The sequence below is a fragment of the Gilliamella sp. Gris1-4 genome, from assembly GCF_001690335.1.
Lineage (GTDB): Bacteria > Pseudomonadota > Gammaproteobacteria > Enterobacterales > Orbaceae > Gilliamella > Gilliamella apicola_P.
In genome coordinates this window covers 1-17,906 of the sequence record NZ_LZHA01000030.1, presented here as the reverse complement: position 1 = coordinate 17,906, position 17,906 = coordinate 1, and the positions used below count along the sequence as shown (strand labels likewise).

Below are 17,906 nucleotides of genomic sequence, written 5' to 3'. Positions count from 1 at the left end.
ATTTGCCATTTCTTGCAACCGAAGTTACTTTTTGAAATGGCAAAATAATGCTAATTAATCTAATAAGCTTTTGATAAAGTCTGTAACTTGAGGATCTTGGCTGTTTTCAAATAGACATTTTTGGAAACGCTCACCTTTAATTGCATCTTTAAGTAATGATTGATCAATGGATTTTAATGATTCAATTAAGCTTTTACCTGCTGCATTTTTCATTTCGTTTAAAATGATAGCATTTTCATTTTGTGATTCACGACGTTCTGGTGGATAACCTAAACCTTTTTCACCTTCAAAAGCTTTTTCAAAAATATAGCGTGCATTAAGTTCAGCTCCCCAGCCGAAGCCTTTGGCAAAAGCCAGTGATAATGCATTACCATTATTAACTTGAGCAAATAAATAAGCATCAGTTGGTTCAAGACAGTAACCACAGTTAACACCAGGAAAAGCATTTAATGCCATAAGAGCTCCTTGTCCTGTGCCACAGCCGGTAATAACAAAATCAACAGCTTTACTATTTAATAAAATAGCGCTAATAATGCCTAAATGAACATAAGTTAATTTGTTGTCGTTATCGCTATCCATTCCTACGTTGAAAACAGTATGTCCATGTTTTTCAGTTACATTTTTTAATTCATTTAGAATAATTGGGTTTTTAGCCGCTTGGCTAAATTCATTCATTAGTGCTATTTTCATGATTTACCTCTATTTTTTTAGTAATAACAAATTATAAAAAACAGTTTTTGTTATTGTTATTAATGTATTTTATTTTTATTATAAGCCATAAAAAAATATATCAATTTTTTAACTAAAGTAAAATGATGTTTTAATAAATTTATTGCAATGTGATAAAAGTCACAAAACTATCTTTTTTTTTATATTACTATAGCCAAAAATAATAATTTAACGTCTTTTATTAATTTAATTTTTTTAAATTTAGGGAGTTTATATGGCTAGGGGAAATATTGTGAAATTATCATTTTCTTCTTTTATTGATGATGATTCAAAAAATGAAATTATCCGTTTAACACCTGAAGGTGTTTTATGCCATCGTAATTATTTTTATCAAAAATGTTTTACAAATGATGGAAAAAAAATTCTTTTCGCCGGAGAATTTGACACGAATCGCAACTATTACTTGCTTGATATTGAAAGCCAGACAGCAAAACAACTAACGGAAGGATCTGGTGATAATACTTTTGGTGGTTTTTTATCTCCTGACGATAAATTTTTATATTACGTTAAGAATGAACGGAATTTACAACAAGTAAACCTCGATACTCTAGAAGAAAAAAATGTCTATACAGTGCCTGACCAATGGGTTGGTTATGGTACTTGGGTGGCCAATAGTGATTGTACTGAAATTGTCGGTATTGAAATTGATAAAAAAGACTGGACGCCGTTAACTGATTGGAACATTTTTAAAGCATTTTATAGTAAAAATCCGCATTGTCGTTTGATCAAAATTGATATAGCAACAGGTGTTTCAACAACTGTTATTGACCAAAATGTTTGGTTAGGACATCCTATTTTTAGGCCTTTTGATGACAATACTGTTGCTTTCTGTCATGAAGGACCTCATGACTTAGTGGATGCAAGAATATGGTTAGTGGATCGTGATGGTAAAAATGAACGTAAAGTTCATGATAATTTAGTTGGTGAAAGTTGCACTCACGAGTTTTGGGTTCCGAATGGATCAGGACTTGCTTATGTTTCATATATAAAACATAAGCAAGAGCGTTATATTCGTCTTTATAATCCTGTTACCAATGAAGATAAAGAAATTATGGAAATGCCTGCTTGCTCACATTTAATGAGTAACTTTGATGGATCTCTTTATATTGGTGACGGAACAGGAAGCCCTGTGGATGTCGTTGATACCAATGGTTATAAAATTGAAAATGACCCTTGGTTATATATTTTGGCGCCTAAAACTAAAACGGCCCATAAATTAGTCAAACATAATAGCTCTTGGCGAGTATTGGATGGCGATCGCCAAGTGACTCATCCACATCCATCGTTTTCGCCTGATAATCAATATGTTTTATACTCGTGTGATGCGCAAGATGAACCAGCACTTTATTTAACAAAAGTGCCTGCTAATATTTTAAAAGAAATGTAATAGCCCCTGTTTTGTTCGTCATAAATATAATGGAGAAATAACTATGTCGATTTTAGATAAATTTTCACTTAAAAATAAAGTTGCACTTGTTACTGGTGCTTCTTACGGTATTGGTTTTGAAATTGCCAAATCTCTTGCTTCAGCTGGGGCAAAAATCGTATTTAATGATGTTGTACCAGAAAATTTACAGAAAGGACTTGATTCGTATAAAGCTGAAGGTATTAACGCACATGGATATTTATTTGATATTACAGATGAAAAATCCGTTGAAAAAGCTATTGCACAAATTGAACAACAACATGGTGTGATTGATATTTTAGTGAATAATGCTGGAATTATTCAACGTAAATCAATGTTGGAAACCAGTGCTGCTGATTATAGAAAAATTATTGATATTGATTTAACTGGTCAGTTTATTATGGCAAAAGCAGTATTGCCCTCTATGATTAAAAAAGGTAGCGGAAAAATTATCAATATTTGTTCTATGATGAGTGAGTTAGGTAGAGAAACAGTAGTAGGATATGCATCTGCCAAAGGTGGTTTAAAAATGTTAACTAAAAACATTTGTTCTGAATTTGGTAGCGCTAATATTCAATGTAATGGCATTGGTCCTGGCTATATTGCTACACCACAAACTGCGCCATTACGTGAAAAACAAGCTGACGGATCTCGTCACCCATTTGATCAGTTTATTATTGCTAAAACGCCTGCCGGACGCTGGGGTACTCCAGCTGATTTAGCTGGAGCAGCTGTTTTTTTAGCATCTGATGCATCAAATTTTGTTAATGGTCATATTTTGTATGTCGATGGTGGTATTTTAGCATATATCGGTAAACAGCCTTAATTGAATATTATCTAAAAATTGACTGATATAAGAGATAAAAAGTTTTTGCTTTATTATCTCTTTAATGTTTTAACTATTTAGGAGATATGCATGTTTTGTTTTAATTCAGATTGCGAATTAATTGATTTAGGTAATGGTGTTAAACGTAAGATATTAGCGCATGATGGAAATCTGATGGCAGTTGAAGTTCATTTTGAAGCTGGCGCAATTGGTGTTGTACATCACCATCCACATGAACAGTTAACGTATGTTTTATCTGGTGAATTTGAATTTACTATTGGTGATGAAACTAAAATTGTTCGTTCTGGTGATACTTTATATAAGAAACCAAATATTGAACACGGTTGTGTTTGTAAACAGGCTGGCGTATTAATTGATATGTTTACCCCGCAAAGATTGGATTTTTTATAAAATAGCTAGTAACTAGTCATGATTATATATGATATAATTTCAAGAATTTCAATTCGTTCTAATTTATCATTTTATAATTAAATAATGACTAATTATAGTAAGGAGATGTGCTTATCATGAACGATAGTTCACCAGAATCCGTTGCTTCAGTTTTGAAAGTTTTTGGGATTTTAGAGGCTTTATCTGAGTCAAAAGACATTGCAATATCAGAATTATCGCAAAAAGTAATGATGCCCAAAAGCACAGCTTATCGTTTTTTACAAACCATGAAATCGTTAGGTTACGTTAATCAAGAAGAAGATTCAGATAAGTACTCACTGAATTTGAAATTGCTTGATTTAGGTAACCGAGTACTTTATCACCAAAATTTTTTGGCTATTGCTGATTTAGAAATGAGAAAATTACGGGATAAAACTAAAGAAACTATCCATTTAGCTGTTCGTGAAGGTGATCAAATAATCTATGTTAATAAAGTTGCTTCCGAACAATATAGTCTTTGTTTAACTTCTAAAATTGGTAATCAAGCTGCAATTCACGCTAGTGGGCTCGGTAAAGTCTTATTAGCATGGTTAGACGATGAAAGTAAAAAAAACTTAGTTAATAATATTGATTTTGTAAGGTATACCCCAAAAACGATTACTAGCAAAGAGGCTTTTTTATTAGAACTTGATGATGTTAAACGCTGTGGATATGGTAAAGATGATGAAGAATCTGAGCTTGGGTTACGATGTTTTGCAGTGCCGATTTATAATCGTTTAGGTAATATCATTGCCGCATTGAGTTTATCAACATCTATTTTTAGATGTAATACTGCGGAAGAAGAAGCAAAACTGGTTAGTGAAATTAGTCAATCTGCGGCAAAAATATCGGAATTGATCGGTTTCAATAAGCAATCAAAATCTTTGGATTAATCGCAGTAATTATTGATATATTACCCCCAAACACACAGCTTGGTTTGCCCCAGTTACTTCGGGAATATTTGATGGAATATTGTTGATTCGGCAATAAGCAAGCCAAGCAAAGGCTATTGCCTCCATATCGTCTCCATTTATACCTTTTGTATCGGTTGTTAATACTGACCATGATGGTAATAATGCTGATAATCTTTGCATAATAAGTGGATTTTTAGCACCTCCGCCACAGACTAAAAGCTCGCAAGGTAATTTTTTTAATATAGATAATTTGTTGATTTCATTTGCAATTGATAAAGAGGTTAATTCAACGAGCGTTGCTTGAATATCTTCTGCTTTAAAATCCGTCCCTATTAATTTTTTATGTAACCATGGTAAATTAAATAACTCTCTACCTGTACTTTTAGGTGCTGGTATTTTGAAATAATCTTCATCAAATAATTTATTCAATAAGTCTTGATTAACTTTTCCTGTTTTTGCCCACAGTCCATTTTTATCATAGCTTTTACCTAGGTTTTGATTTATCCAGCAATCAAGTAGTACGTTTCCTGGACCTGTATCGTAACCAATAACAGTATGGTTAGGAATTAATACTGAAATGTTACTAATTCCTCCTATATTTAATACTATACGATTGATTTTTGGATCTTTTAGCACCGCTTTATGAAAAGCGGGGACTAGTGGTGCTCCTTGCCCTCCATAAGCCATATCTTTTCGGCGAAAATCAGCTATGGTGGTTATGCCTGTTTTTGCTGCGATAATATTGGCATCGCCAATTTGTTGGGTAAATGGGTTTTTACCGTTTGGTGCATGGTAAATAGTTTGCCCGTGGCAACCAATTGCTTTTATTTGTTGTTTATCAATTTTATTGTTTTTTAAAAATTGATTGATACTATCAGCAAATAATTCACCAAGTTGATGGTCTAATTCACCCAAATTTTGTAATGTGGTTTGCTTTGTTTCACATAATGTTAATAGTTGCTGTTTTAAATTGGTGGGCATTGGGTAGCAACTACTAGCTATTGATGTGACATTTTTTGCGGTAATATTAACTATAGCAATATCAATTCCATCCATGCTAGTTCCCGACATCACACCAATATATAAATTTTGCATATATCTATCCTTGTCGAATAATGTTACCTGTTTGAATATCTCTGATTTGAGATGGCTGTAATCTATTACCTGTTTCGCCTGCTAAAATCGGAAAATTTTGGCCAAATTGTTTGGCTACTTCGATGGCTGTTTTACAAGGAGAATAACTCGATAGATTAGCGCTGGTTGAAACTATCGGTTTGCCATAAAGATCGCATAGTTTACAAACTAAGGGGTGATTGGTGACTCGTACTGCTATGGTGTCGAATTTACCAGTCAAAAAATAAGGTGTTTTTGTATTTTTAGGAAAAATCCAAGTAATAGGGCCAGGCCAGTTAGTAAGTGCTAACTGTTTTTGTTCATTGGTAATAGCTAATTCATCTATATAGGGGATCAGTTGTTGGTAATGGCTGGCAATTAAAATTAAGCCTTTATCTACTGAACGCTGTTTTAATTGTAACAGTTTCAATACGGCTGATTCACAATCAGGATCACACCCTAGACCGAAAACGGCCTCGGTAGGGTAAGCAATCACTTCGCCATTTTTTAAATAATTATTGATTTCTGATAGCGTTAATAAATTAGCCATAAATTTGAATACGAGCTGAGTACAATTGAGATTTATATTAAACTTAGGTTTTAGGTTTTGCAAATTTGCATGATTCATGCTTTTTAAAACTGGGTGGTGGTAGCATTATGCCCTATGGTCATTCCCAGTTCATTTGTGGAAAATGGTTAGTTGTAAGTTCAATAACTTGTTGCATATTGATAATTTTAAGCCTTGAATCAATAATTTTGCTTATTCCTCGGGCTTCTATATCGCTGTTGATGACGTAACAGTGTTTAGTTTTTTTTATAATATCATTTAATAATGGATTATTTTGTATAGCCAGAATAACGCCATTTTGCCAGAACAGTACAACATCTTGAGCTGATATTAATTGTGGATTTATGGCTGATTGGTTTGCTGTTGATATAGTATGTAGCATTATTTTCACTTTTTATACTGAAACGTATAGTTATCGGAAACTTTTTTACAAAATCAAGTTTATTTTGGTTAGTACATCTTTGATGTTATTAGTATATAATAAGAACTATTTATTGAGCAAAGAATTCATCATGAAATCAGTTATTTTAAGCAATGAGCAACAAACGATTTTGTTTGGCAGTAAGCTTGCCAAACTGTGTTTAAACTATTTGTCCAAGCATGATGATACAATTGTTATCTATTTAATTGGCGATCTTGGTGCAGGTAAAACAACTTTTAGTCGTGGTTTTTTGCAACAATTAGGTCATGTAGGTAACGTAAAAAGTCCAACGTATACATTAGTTGAGCCCTACCAATTTGATGATTTTTCAGTTTATCATTTTGATTTATATCGGCTTTGTGATCCAGAAGAGTTAGAGTTTATGGGGATTCGTGAATATTTTTCTTCACGATCAATTTGTTTGATTGAGTGGCCACAGCAAGCAAATGGGATTTTGCCAAGCGCTGATCTTGAAGTTCATTTGACTTATTTGGCGCTTGAACGTACTGCTTGCGTTCAGGCTATAAGCGAAAAAGGTCACGAGATTATTAATCTATCATAATTGAAATAAACAATATAAAGACAATGAAAAAACTATTCACTTTTGTTATCTTATTACTGCTTTGTAGTTCTGCCTATGCAGCTAAAGTTGTTATTGCTGTTGATGCGGGGCATGGTGGTAAAGATTCCGGCGCAATAGGGAAAAATAAGTTATATGAAAAAACAGTTACCCTTTCTATTGCTAAAAAACTTACCAATTTACTAAATAAAGATCCTAATTTTAAAGGGGTATTAACCCGTAGTAGTGATAATTTTATTTCTGTTTCGCAACGCTCTGAAATCGCTAGAAAAAATAAAGCTAATTTGTTAGTTTCCGTTCACGCTGATGCTGCGCCAAATCGGAATGCAACCGGTGCCTCGATCTGGGTATTGTCAACTAAGCGAGCTGACACAGAACTTGGTCGTTGGCTTGAACAAGATGAAAAACAGTCACAATTACTTGGCGGGGCGGGTGATGCGCTTAGTGATGATCATGATCATCATTTAAGTCAAGCTGTATTAGATCTCCAATTTTCTTATTCTCAACGAGTGGGGTATGAGTTAGCAAAACAAGTATTAAAAGAAATGAAAGGGATAACAAAGCTACATAAATCTGCTCCAGAACATGCAAGCTTAGGAGTATTACGTTCACCAGATATTCCATCGATTTTAATTGAAGTTGGTTTTATCTCTAACGAAGGTGAAGAACGTTTACTAAGTAGTAATACTCATCAAGATAAGATTGCCAAAGCTATCTATCAAGGTATAAAAAATTACGTTAAACAAAATCCAAAATTTGGAGAACAGCATTAATGGCAATTCATATTCTTTCTCCTCAATTAGCGAATCAAATTGCTGCTGGTGAGGTGGTAGAACGTCCAGCATCAGTCATTAAAGAGTTGGTTGAAAATAGCCTTGATGCGGGCAGTACTCAAATTGATATTGATCTTGAGCAAGGCGGCTGCAAATTAATTCGTATTCGAGATAATGGTTGTGGTATTGCTAAAGATGAATTAGCACTGGCGCTTGCTCGCCATGCGACAAGTAAAATCAGTAAGTTAGATGATTTAGATTCTATTATTAGCCTTGGATTTCGTGGTGAGGCACTGGCGAGTATAAGTTCAGTTGCAAGATTGACATTAACTTCACGCACAGCTGAACAAACTGAAGCTTGGCAAGTTTATGCTGAAGGACGGGATATGGAGCCGGTGATTAAACCTGCAGCACACCCTGTTGGTTCGACTGTTGAAGTACTTGATTTGTTTTACAATACGCCTGCAAGACGCCGTTTTTTAAAAACAGAAAAAACCGAATTTATGCATATTGAGGAATTTGTTCGGCGTATTGCGCTTGCACGTCCTGATGTTACTTTTAATTTGCAGCATAATGGTAAACTTGTTAAGCAGTACCGTTCATCTACCCTTGAAAAAAGGGTAGAATTGGTATGTGGGCGAGTATTTATGCAAAAAGCAGTTAAATTAGACTGGCAACATGATGATTTGTTCATTCAAGGTTGGGTGACAAGTAGTGAAGTTAGTAATTTGCAATATTTTTATGTTAATGGTCGAGTTATCAAAGATAAATTACTTAATCATGCATTGCGACAAGCCTATATAAGACGTGCGAATGAACAACAAAGTTATGTGGTGTTTTTACAAATAGATCCAAAACAAGTTGATGTTAATGTTCACCCTGCTAAACATGAAGTCCGTTTTCATGAGGCAAGATTGGTTCATGATTTCGTTTATCAAGCTATAGTTATGGCTCTTGAATCGGATTTATCTGTAACAGATGAAAAAGTAACAATAACACCTAATCGGCAAGCAGCTGGAGAAAATATCTTTAATCAACAGACGATTTCTAAGCCTTATCAAGCTAGTAACCAATTACCCAAAAAACCTAGTAATTATGCTAAAGAAAATGCGTTGTATGGTCAGTTAGTTAGCGTTGAATCTCCTTCTCAAAATATTGCACAACTTGAGCCAGAAAAGCCATTTTTATCGGTAGAAGAAAATGAAATAACTGAACCACAAAAAGCGGTTATTGAATCATTATTTCCTAAACAAAATTTACCATTGCAATCATTACAACAGCAGCTTGATAATTCATTATTAGTGACATTTGGACGGGTGTTAACTATTATTCAACCTGATATTGCATTGCTTGAAAAAAATGAAGATAATCAACAAAAATTAATGTTGATGAAGTTGCCTATTGCTCAACAAAAATTCGTTGCGATTAAATTATTGTCACAAGATTCTGAAAAATTGCTTATCCCATTAACAATTTTAATTAATAATAAGGAGCAGAAAGTCCTTTCTTCTTATCAGCCGCAACTAAATTTTTTAGGTTTTGATTTTTATATTGATAAAGCGAAGCTGTATTTGCAAAATGTTCCTAAAATGTTGCGTACTATCAATTGGCAACAATTATTGCCCGCTTTAATTGCTTTTATTTCTGATTCAAAAAATGAAGTTTTAGATCCAACGCAAATAGCGGCTTGGTTAGCTAATCAGTATTATGATAGTGTTACGATGAACTGGAGTGTAGTAAAAGCCATTCAGTTACTCGCTCAATTAGAACAAGTGGATATTAATCTGTTACAACAAGATTCATTTTTATACCCAATTGACATGCAATCTTTAACTCAATCGATTTATCATGAATAAACCAAAAATTATTTCGTTAATGGGGCCAACAGCATCTGGTAAAACGGCATTTGCTATGGCGCTTTATGATCGTTATCCTATTGATATTATTAGTGTCGATTCAGCTCTAATTTATCGTGGTATGGACATTGGTACTGCAAAACCGACTAAAGAAGAGCAACAAAAGTATCCACATAAATTGATTGATATTTGTGATCCTGCAAAAAGTTATTCAGCTGCAAATTTCCGACAGGATGCATTGATTGAAATTGAAAAATCATTGGAGAAGGGGCGAGTTCCTCTATTAGTAGGCGGTACAATGCTCTATTTTAAGGCTTTAATTGAAGGGCTTTCACCGCTTCCTGCTGCTAATAGCGAAATTCGTGAGCAAATAGAGGAAAAAGCCAATAAATTAGGTTGGCAATCGATTCACGAAGATCTAAAAAAAGTCGATCCAATTTCAGCTGAACGAATTCATCCTAATGATCCTCAGCGGCTTAATCGTGCTTTAGAGGTTTATTTAATTTCAGGAAAAAGTTTAACTGAACTTACACAGGAAAGTGGTGAAGCATTACCATATGATATTATGCAATTGGCTATTATGCCGCAAGATCGTTCGCAATTACATGAACGTATTGAACAACGCTTTTTACAGATGTTGGATCAAGGATTTGAAAATGAAGTAAGAGCACTTATGCAGCGATCGGATTTACATTTAAATTTACCTTCTATGCGTTGTGTTGGGTATCGTCAAATGTGGGAGTATTTAAATGGCAATACAAGTTATGATGAAATGGTTTTTAAAGGAATTTGCGCTACTCGTCAATTAGCTAAACGACAAATAACATGGCTTCGCGGTTGGAAGCAACCTATAACATGGTTAAACAATGATAATATGGATACAATTTTCCGAAACGTATTCTAAGCGATAATTTTTATAGTGGTCTAATAATATACAATTATAAGTTCTTTAGTAGTTAAAATTATGTGTATTATTGTCAGTATTTAGTATTTTGTTTATCTTTTTAGTTTAAATTTATTAAAAATTTAGTTATTTGTGCATTAATTATAGTTGATTGGTTCAAGAGAAGCTTTTTTTGTGTTATTTTGGTAGATACTTGAAGATGTATCTAAAATAGTATGTAAAAATACATTAATTATTTATAAATGTATTTATTTTATCTTAATATAATTATTTTCTAAAGGATAAACTCATGTCAAAAGGGCAGTCATTACAAGATCCTTATTTAAATTTGCTTCGTCGAGAGCATGTTCCTGTCTCAATCTATTTAGTTAATGGTATTAAGTTACAAGGGCAAATTGAATCATTTGATCAATTTGTGATTTTGTTAAAAAATACTGTAAGCCAAATGGTATATAAACATGCCATCTCGACAGTCGTACCATCTAGACCTATTTCTGGATTGGTATCTCAAGCCGAAGAGGAAAGCGAAAGCTGAATTTCAGTGGAGAATCTGATTGTTTGAGAGATATAAAGGCGGTGAATCTGCCTTATTAGTCCATGTATTCTTCCCTCAAGAAAGCAATATCGAGGATCTTAAAGAGTTTGAAATTTTGGTTTCTTCGGCTCAAATAGATATTCTCGATATTGTAACAACCTCAAGAAAAGCACCTCAAACCAAATATTTTGTAGGTGAAGGTAAGGCTCAAGAAATAGCAGAAAAAGTTAAACAGCTCAATGCTTCTGTTATTTTAGTAAATCATTCTTTAACTCCCTCCCAAGAACGTAATTTAGAGCAATTGTGCAAATGTCGTGTTGTTGATAGAACCGGATTGATTCTTGATATTTTTGCTCAAAGAGCCAGAACACATGAAGGTAAATTACAGGTCGAGTTAGCACAGTTACAACATCTTTCGACTCGTTTAGTTAGAGGTTGGACGCATTTAGAACGTCAAAAAGGTGGGATAGGTTTACGTGGTCCAGGTGAAACTCAATTAGAAACTGATAGAAGGTTGATTCGTCAACGGATTCAATTAATTTTATCAAGACTTGCTAAAGTTGAAAAACAGCGAAATCAAAATCGTCAATCACGAAATAAAGCAGATCTATCAACAGTCTCTTTTGTTGGCTACACGAATGCAGGTAAATCAACATTATTTAATGCATTAACAAATGCTGATGTATATGCTGCTAATCAGTTATTTGCTACACTCGATCCAACACTTCGTCGAGTTATTGTTGATGATGTCGGTGAAGTTGTTTTAGCTGACACAGTTGGTTTTATTCGTCATTTGCCGCATGATTTAATTGCGGCTTTTAAAGCAACGTTATTAGAAACTCAACAAGCAGCATTGTTATTACATGTTGTTGATGCAGCAGATCCTAATTTATTAGATAATATGCATGCTGTTGATGAAGTTTTGCACGAAATTGATGCGCACGAACTTCCAACATTACTTGTTATGAATAAAATCGATTTGATAGAAGGCAAACAACCAAGTATTGATAGAGATGAAAACGGTATACCAATTCGTGTTTGGATTTCAGCGCAAAATAGTTTAGGATTAGATCAATTATTTATTGCTTTAAAAGAAAGGCTAGCTAAGCAAATACAAGTTTGCCAATTAAACTTACCTGCTTATTTAGCAAGATTAAGAAGTCGTTTATATCAGTTAAATGCGGTAGAAAATGAATTTATTAATGAGGATGGTAGTTTTCATCTAGATGTGAGAATTCCCTCTATAGAATGGAATCGCCTCTGTAAACAAGAACCAGATCTGTTATACTTGATCAATAAGCAAAATAACAACTAATTATCAAATGGAGCATATACAATATGGCGTGGAATCAGCCCGGCAATAACGGACAAGATAACGACCCATGGGGGAATAATAAAAAAAAGCCAACTAATCATTCATCTAATGGTTTATTTGATAAAGTTAAAAAATTATTAAAAAAAAATAATTTCGGTAATAATAATGGTTCCTCAGGAATTAAATTGCCGATAACTAAAATTATCATATCTATAATTGCCTTACTTGTTCTAGTTTGGGCGGGAAGTGGATTTTATACCATTAACCAAAATCAACGAGGTGTAATTACTCGCTTCGGTCAAGTTCAATCTGAAATCATTCAACCAGGACTAAATTGGAAGCCAACTTTAATCGATAAAGTGTATATTGTTGATACACAGGGCATTCGAAATTTCAACGAAAAGGGACTTATTGTTACAGCTGGTGAAAATTTGGTTTTTGTTGATATAAATGTGCAATATAGTGTCAGCGATCCTTTAAAATATTTATTTAATGTTACTAATGTAGAAGATAGTTTGCGCCAAGCTGCCGATAGCGCCCTTAGAACGGTGGTGGCAAGTTCTAATATTGATGCGATAATTTCTGATGAACGTTCAGCTCTAGAACGTAGCACTAAAGATGAGTTAGTCAATATCATTAGTCCCTACGATATGGGTATTAATATTGTTAATTTGAATTTTCAAGTTGCTCGTCTACCTGATGAAGTGAAAGGTACTGACAATAGAACGCTTCATTCTCAAGACGATAGTGAGCGAGAAATTAAACAAGCTGAAGCTGATAAGGTGCAAAAAATTCAGCAGGCTGAAGAGCGTTCAGCAGGAATTTTAGCTGATGCTAATGCTTATAAGATTAGAGTAGAACTTGAAGCTGCAGGTGATGTGGCCAGTTTTGAAAAAATCTTACCACAATATAAAGTAGCACCAGAAATTACTAAAGAACATTTATATATTGAAACTATGGAAAGAGTATTAACCAAAACCAATAAGATTATAGTGAATGATAAAAATGGAAATTTGATGGTGTTACCGTTAGAAGCACTATTAAAAAATAAGAGTGAAAAAAATTCTCAAACAATGACGTTATCAAACCAAAATAGTGAATATAATTCCAATATGCTGAGTTCGTCTGAAACAGTAAAAGAACAGTCTCAATCAAAGCCGGAATTATCAAAAGAAAATAACACTAATAACACCATTAAAGTTGGCGAGACTACGCGGACTCCACGGTTTATGGGAAGATAAGGAGAAAAGCATGCGCAAATTATTGGTTCCTATAGTATTAATTTTGATTGGTATGTTTTTTTCTAGCGCTTATGTTATTGAAGAAGGTACTCGTGGAATAGTTTTACGGTTTAATAAAATTATAGGATTATCTGAACCTGGATTACATTTTAAATTTCCAGGAATGGATAATGTAAAAATTGTTGATGCTAAAATCAAAACAACAAATAGTCCTAATAATGTTGGTCAAGAACAAAAGTTTAGAACACGTGAAAATAAAGATTTAGTTGTTGATTATTTCGTACAATGGAAGATTGTTGATTTTAATCAATATTATGAAACTATTTCTAGTGGTAATAGTATTGAGAACTTATTGCTTGCTCGATTAAATGGCTGTTTAAGAGCAGAAATTGAAAAATTAAATATTATTGATGTTGTTAATGATCCAAATAATAGCGCTGATAATTCTATTGTGAATCGTGTAAAGGATATATTGAATAGTACGGTTCAAGAATTGGTTAAAAGTGATTCGATTGAAAACCATACTAATAAAGATGAAAAAGCTTTAGAGGGTAATCAAGCGAGTATAAGACCATTCGGTATTGAAGTTATTGATATCCGCTTAAAGAAAGTTAATTTTCCTCAAGAAATGTCTAATTCTATTTATGAGAAAATGAAAGTAGACCGGAAGAATGTTATCCAAAATCAACATTTTGAAGGTATTAAAAAAGCTGATGAAATACGAGCAGAGACTATACTAGAAGTAACTAAAATATTATCTGAAGCTGAACGTCAATCTCGCTCTATTCGCGGTGAAGGTGATGCGAATGCAATCAAACTTTATGCTGATGCTTTTGGTAAAGATATAGAGTTTTTTAGCTTTATACGAAGGCTAAAAACTTATGAACGAAGCTTTACAGGTAATGATATTGTAGTTATTAGTCCTGATAGTGAGTTTTTTAAATATATGAAATTAAAATCTGATAATTAACAAAATGAGTAAATAGTCTATGAGTAATAATGTTGTTGTGCTAGGTACACAATGGGGTGATGAAGGCAAAGGTAAAGTTGTTGATTTACTCACGGAAAAAGCTAAGTATGTTGTTCGTTATCAAGGCGGGCATAATGCAGGTCATACATTAGTTATTAATGGTGAAAAAACAGTATTACACTTAATTCCATCAGGAATTTTACGTAATGATGTTATTAGCATTATTGCTAATGGTGTAGTACTTTGTCCTGATGCTTTGATGAAAGAGATGAAAGAGTTAGAAAATAGTGGTATTCCTGTTAGGGAAAGACTCCTTATCTCTGAATCATGTCCTCTAATTTTGCCTTACCATATTGCATTAGATCAAGCTCGAGAAAAAGCTCGTGGCAATAAAGCTATTGGAACAACAGGGCGTGGTATTGGTCCTGCTTATGAGGATAAAGTTGCTCGCCGTGGACTTCGAGTTGGTGATTTACGTGATCGTCAAGCTTTTGCTGAAAAACTAAAAGATGTGATGGAATATCATAATTTCCAATTAATCAATTATTACAAAACCGAAGCTGTAGATTATCAAAAAGTTTTAGATGCTACATTAGCTATAGCTGATATTTTAGTTGCTATGATTGCCGATATTCCTGCGCTTTTAGAAGATGCACGAAGAAAAGGCGAAAGAATTATGTTCGAAGGTGCACAAGGTACATTACTTGATATCGATCATGGTACTTATCCTTTTGTAACTTCTTCTAATACTACTGCTGGTGGTGTGGCAACGGGATCTGGTTTTGGTCCACGTTACGTTGGCTATGTGTTAGGTATTGTTAAAGCTTACTCTACGCGTGTTGGTGCAGGCCCATTCCCTACCGAGCTATTTGACGAAGTTGGTGAATATCTTTGCAAACAAGGTAATGAATTTGGTGCAACAACTGGTCGTCGTCGTCGCACTGGATGGCTTGATGCTGTTGCTGTGCGTAAAGCGGTACAACTTAATTCTGTTTCAGGATTTTGTTTAACTAAACTTGATGTGTTAGATGGGCTTAAAGAAGTAAAAATTTGTGTCGGTTACCAATTACCAAATGGTGATATTATCAAAAATGCTCCAGCTGCCGCTGAAGAGTGGAGCTTAGTTAAACCTGTTTATGAAACTATGTCAGGTTGGAGCGAATCAACTTTTGGTATTAAAAGCTATGATGCACTGCCACAAGCAGCAAAAGCTTATATCAAAAGAATTAAAGAGTTAACCGAAACACCAATTGATATTATTTCAACAGGTCCGGATCGCAATGAAACCATTATTTTACGTGATCCTTATCAAGCATAATATTGATTAGAAAATCGGGATAATTTTCCCGATTTTTTATTTTTTGAGATATAACGATTAACTGTGTATGAGGGAATTATGGCTAAATTAGGTACTCCTTTATCACCGACTGCAACTAAAGTATTACTTTGTGGTGCAGGAGAGTTAGCTAAAGAAGTGGCGATTGAATTACAACGTTTTGGCTGTGAAGTTATTGCAGTTGATCGCTATGCTAATGCGCCAGCAATGCAAGTAGCTCATCGGTATCATACTGTTAATATGCTTGATGGGGATGCTCTAAGAAAAGTCATTGAAATGGAAAATCCCGATTATATTGTTCCAGAAATTGAAGCTATTGCCACATCTACACTAGTTGAGTTGGAAAAAGAAGGATTTACTGTTATTCCAACAGCAAAAGCAACGCAATTAACAATGAATCGTGAGGGGATTCGCCGTCTTGCTGCAGAAGAATTAAAACTACCCACTTCATCTTATCGTTTCGCCGAAAACGAATTTGAATATGAACAAATGGTAAAAGAGATAGGTTTTCCATGTTTGGTTAAGCCAGTTATGAGCTCTTCGGGTAAAGGTCAATCTTTATTACGTAGTGAAGCAGATATTAAATCTTCATGGATATATGCTCAAGAGGGAGGGCGCTCTGGTGGGGGTAAAGTAATCATAGAAGGTTTTGTTGATTTTGATTACGAGATTACTTTGCTGACTGTTCGGCATATTAACGGAGTTTCATTCTGCGAACCAATTGGCCATCGTCAAGAAAAAGGTGATTATCGAGAATCTTGGCAACCTCAGCAGATGCCTGAAAAAGCATTGAAACAAGCGAAAAATATTGCAACTAAAATAACAGAAGCATTAGGTGGTCGAGGGGTATTTGGTGTTGAATTATTTGTTAAAGGGGAGCAAGTATGGTTTAGTGAAGTATCACCTCGCCCCCATGATACCGGTATGGTGACATTAATTTCACAAAACCTATCTGAGTTTGCATTACATGCTAGGGCAATATTAGGATTGCCAATTCCAATTATAGAACAATATGGTGCCTGTGCATCATCTGTCTTATTAATAGAAGGTAACTCCAAACAAATAACTTTTGCTAATATTGATAAAGCATTAAGCGAACCGCAAACTGATTTACGTTTATTTGGTAAACCAGAAGTAAAAGGAACAAGAAGAATGGGAGTTGCGTTAGCTAGAGCATCGACAGTTAAAGAGGCTACTAATAAAGCTATTAATGTGACAAAACAACTAAAAATAACCCTATAATGCCTAAATTTGTGTAAAAAGCAGTCATTCAACACAAAAAAATAAAAATTTCTAAAATAGGGGTTGACGTTCACATGTGAAGTGAGTAACATACGCAACCCTTGAGACAGCGAACTAAGTCAACGAAAAGTTGATGGGGAATAGAAGCTGTCAGCTCTTTAAAAAGAAGAAACAGACAATCTGTGTGGGCACTTGCGAGACGAAAGATTAAAGTCTACGGACTAAAAAATTAAGTCTTGATAAGTGACACTGAAGATTCATTTGAATATGTCAGAGACAGTTATTGAGCATCAAACTTTAAATTGAAGAGTTTGATCATGGCTCAGATTGAACGCTGGCGGCAGGCTTAACACATGCAAGTCGAACGGTAACATGAGTGCTTGCACTTGATGACGAGTGGCGGACGGGTGAGTAAGGTATGGGGATCTGCCGAATGGAGGGGGACAACAGTTGGAAACGACTGCTAATACCGCATAAAGTTGAGAGACCAAAGCATGGGACCTACGGGCCATGCGCCATTTGATGAACCCATATGGGATTAGCTAGTTGGTGGGGTAATGGCTCACCAAGGCGACGATCTCTAGCTGGTCTGAGAGGATGACCAGCCACACTGGAACTGAGACACGGTCCAGACTCCTACGGGAGGCAGCAGTGGGGAATATTGCACAATGGGGGAAACCCTGATGCAGCCATGCCGCGTGTATGAAGAAGGCCTTCGGGTTGTAAAGTACTTTCGGTGATGAGGAAGG

General features: G+C 34.5%; 17 protein-coding genes, 1 rRNA gene and 1 pseudogene. 15 read left to right on the top strand and 4 right to left on the bottom strand.

The genetic code is table 11. The features are described 5' to 3' along the window. Positions 1-54 precede the first annotated feature (54 nt). Positions 55-690 carry an RpiB/LacA/LacB family sugar-phosphate isomerase gene (locus A9G31_RS03815; protein WP_065560514.1) on the bottom strand — a complete coding sequence of 212 codons (636 nt, stop codon included), beginning with the start codon at positions 688-690 and terminating at the stop codon, positions 55-57. Positions 691-943: 253 nt separating this feature from the next. Here A9G31_RS03815 and A9G31_RS03810 point away from each other — a divergent pair, with 253 nt between their 5' ends. From A9G31_RS03810 to kdgR, 4 genes are all read left to right on the top strand, one after another. Continuing rightward, positions 944-2,116: an oligogalacturonate lyase family protein gene (locus A9G31_RS03810; protein WP_065560513.1), complete on the top strand. Its 1,173-nt coding sequence runs from the start codon at positions 944-946 to the stop codon at positions 2,114-2,116. Positions 2,117-2,159: 43 nt separating this feature from the next. Then, the gene (locus A9G31_RS03805) at positions 2,160-2,960 is read left to right on the top strand and encodes a gluconate 5-dehydrogenase (protein WP_065560512.1); all 801 of its coding nucleotides are present in this window, start codon (positions 2,160-2,162) and stop codon (positions 2,958-2,960) included. A gap of 90 nt (positions 2,961-3,050) precedes the next feature. Then, positions 3,051-3,371 (top strand): cupin domain-containing protein, encoded by a 321-nt coding sequence (locus A9G31_RS03800; protein WP_065560511.1) that lies wholly within the window; start codon positions 3,051-3,053, stop codon positions 3,369-3,371. A 116-nt stretch (positions 3,372-3,487) separates the two neighbouring features. Next, positions 3,488-4,282 (top strand): DNA-binding transcriptional regulator KdgR, encoded by a 795-nt coding sequence (gene kdgR / locus A9G31_RS03795; protein ID WP_081299334.1) that lies wholly within the window; start codon positions 3,488-3,490, stop codon positions 4,280-4,282. Between the two features lie 9 nt (positions 4,283-4,291). On the opposite strand, the gene A9G31_RS03790 is transcribed toward kdgR, so the two are convergent. The 3 genes from A9G31_RS03790 to tusB form a co-directional block, all read right to left on the bottom strand. Beyond that, positions 4,292-5,398 carry an anhydro-N-acetylmuramic acid kinase gene (locus A9G31_RS03790; RefSeq protein WP_065560509.1) on the bottom strand — a complete coding sequence of 369 codons (1,107 nt, stop codon included), beginning with the start codon at positions 5,396-5,398 and terminating at the stop codon, positions 4,292-4,294. Between the two features lie 4 nt (positions 5,399-5,402). Then, a complete protein-coding gene (locus A9G31_RS03785; RefSeq protein WP_065560508.1) occupies positions 5,403-5,966 on the bottom strand; it encodes a Sua5/YciO/YrdC/YwlC family protein in 564 nt (187 codons plus the stop codon). A gap of 118 nt (positions 5,967-6,084) precedes the next feature. Further along, complete coding sequence (tusB, locus tag A9G31_RS03780; RefSeq protein WP_065560507.1) at positions 6,085-6,366, bottom strand: sulfurtransferase complex subunit TusB; 282 nt, start codon at positions 6,364-6,366, stop codon at positions 6,085-6,087. Between the two features lie 127 nt (positions 6,367-6,493). Between tusB and tsaE the strand changes: the two genes are divergently transcribed. The 11 genes and pseudogenes from tsaE to A9G31_RS03725 all read left to right on the top strand — a co-directional run. Beyond that, complete coding sequence (gene tsaE, locus A9G31_RS03775; protein WP_065560536.1) at positions 6,494-6,967, top strand: tRNA (adenosine(37)-N6)-threonylcarbamoyltransferase complex ATPase subunit type 1 TsaE; 474 nt, start codon at positions 6,494-6,496, stop codon at positions 6,965-6,967. Positions 6,968-7,032: 65 nt separating this feature from the next. Beyond that, positions 7,033-7,737: pseudogene (locus A9G31_RS03770) on the top strand (N-acetylmuramoyl-L-alanine amidase); the annotation flags it as partial. 20 nt (positions 7,738-7,757) lie between these two features. After that, positions 7,758-9,614, top strand: coding sequence for a DNA mismatch repair endonuclease MutL (gene mutL, locus A9G31_RS03765; protein ID WP_065560505.1), 1,857 nt, complete (start codon positions 7,758-7,760; stop codon positions 9,612-9,614). Continuing rightward, a complete protein-coding gene (miaA, locus tag A9G31_RS03760) occupies positions 9,607-10,518 on the top strand; it encodes a tRNA (adenosine(37)-N6)-dimethylallyltransferase MiaA (protein ID WP_065560504.1) in 912 nt (303 codons plus the stop codon). The genes mutL and miaA overlap by 8 nt, the downstream gene beginning before the upstream one ends. Before the next feature lie 289 nt (positions 10,519-10,807). Next, the gene (gene hfq, locus A9G31_RS03755) at positions 10,808-11,053 is read left to right on the top strand and encodes an RNA chaperone Hfq (protein WP_065560503.1); all 246 of its coding nucleotides are present in this window, start codon (positions 10,808-10,810) and stop codon (positions 11,051-11,053) included. A 19-nt stretch (positions 11,054-11,072) separates the two neighbouring features. Next, positions 11,073-12,368, top strand: a complete 1,296-nt coding sequence (gene hflX / locus A9G31_RS03750) for a ribosome rescue GTPase HflX (RefSeq protein ID WP_065560502.1) — start codon at positions 11,073-11,075, stop codon at positions 12,366-12,368. A 23-nt stretch (positions 12,369-12,391) separates the two neighbouring features. Further along, positions 12,392-13,609 carry an FtsH protease activity modulator HflK gene (gene hflK / locus A9G31_RS03745; protein WP_065560501.1) on the top strand — a complete coding sequence of 406 codons (1,218 nt, stop codon included), beginning with the start codon at positions 12,392-12,394 and terminating at the stop codon, positions 13,607-13,609. A 10-nt stretch (positions 13,610-13,619) separates the two neighbouring features. Then, positions 13,620-14,579, top strand: coding sequence for a protease modulator HflC (hflC, locus tag A9G31_RS03740; protein ID WP_065560500.1), 960 nt, complete (start codon positions 13,620-13,622; stop codon positions 14,577-14,579). A gap of 19 nt (positions 14,580-14,598) precedes the next feature. After that, the gene (locus A9G31_RS03735; protein ID WP_065560499.1) at positions 14,599-15,897 is read left to right on the top strand and encodes an adenylosuccinate synthase; all 1,299 of its coding nucleotides are present in this window, start codon (positions 14,599-14,601) and stop codon (positions 15,895-15,897) included. A gap of 78 nt (positions 15,898-15,975) precedes the next feature. After that, positions 15,976-17,157 carry a formate-dependent phosphoribosylglycinamide formyltransferase gene (gene purT, locus A9G31_RS03730; RefSeq protein WP_065560498.1) on the top strand — a complete coding sequence of 394 codons (1,182 nt, stop codon included), beginning with the start codon at positions 15,976-15,978 and terminating at the stop codon, positions 17,155-17,157. 299 nt (positions 17,158-17,456) lie between these two features. Continuing rightward, positions 17,457-17,906, top strand: a 16S ribosomal RNA gene (locus A9G31_RS03725); the annotation flags it as partial.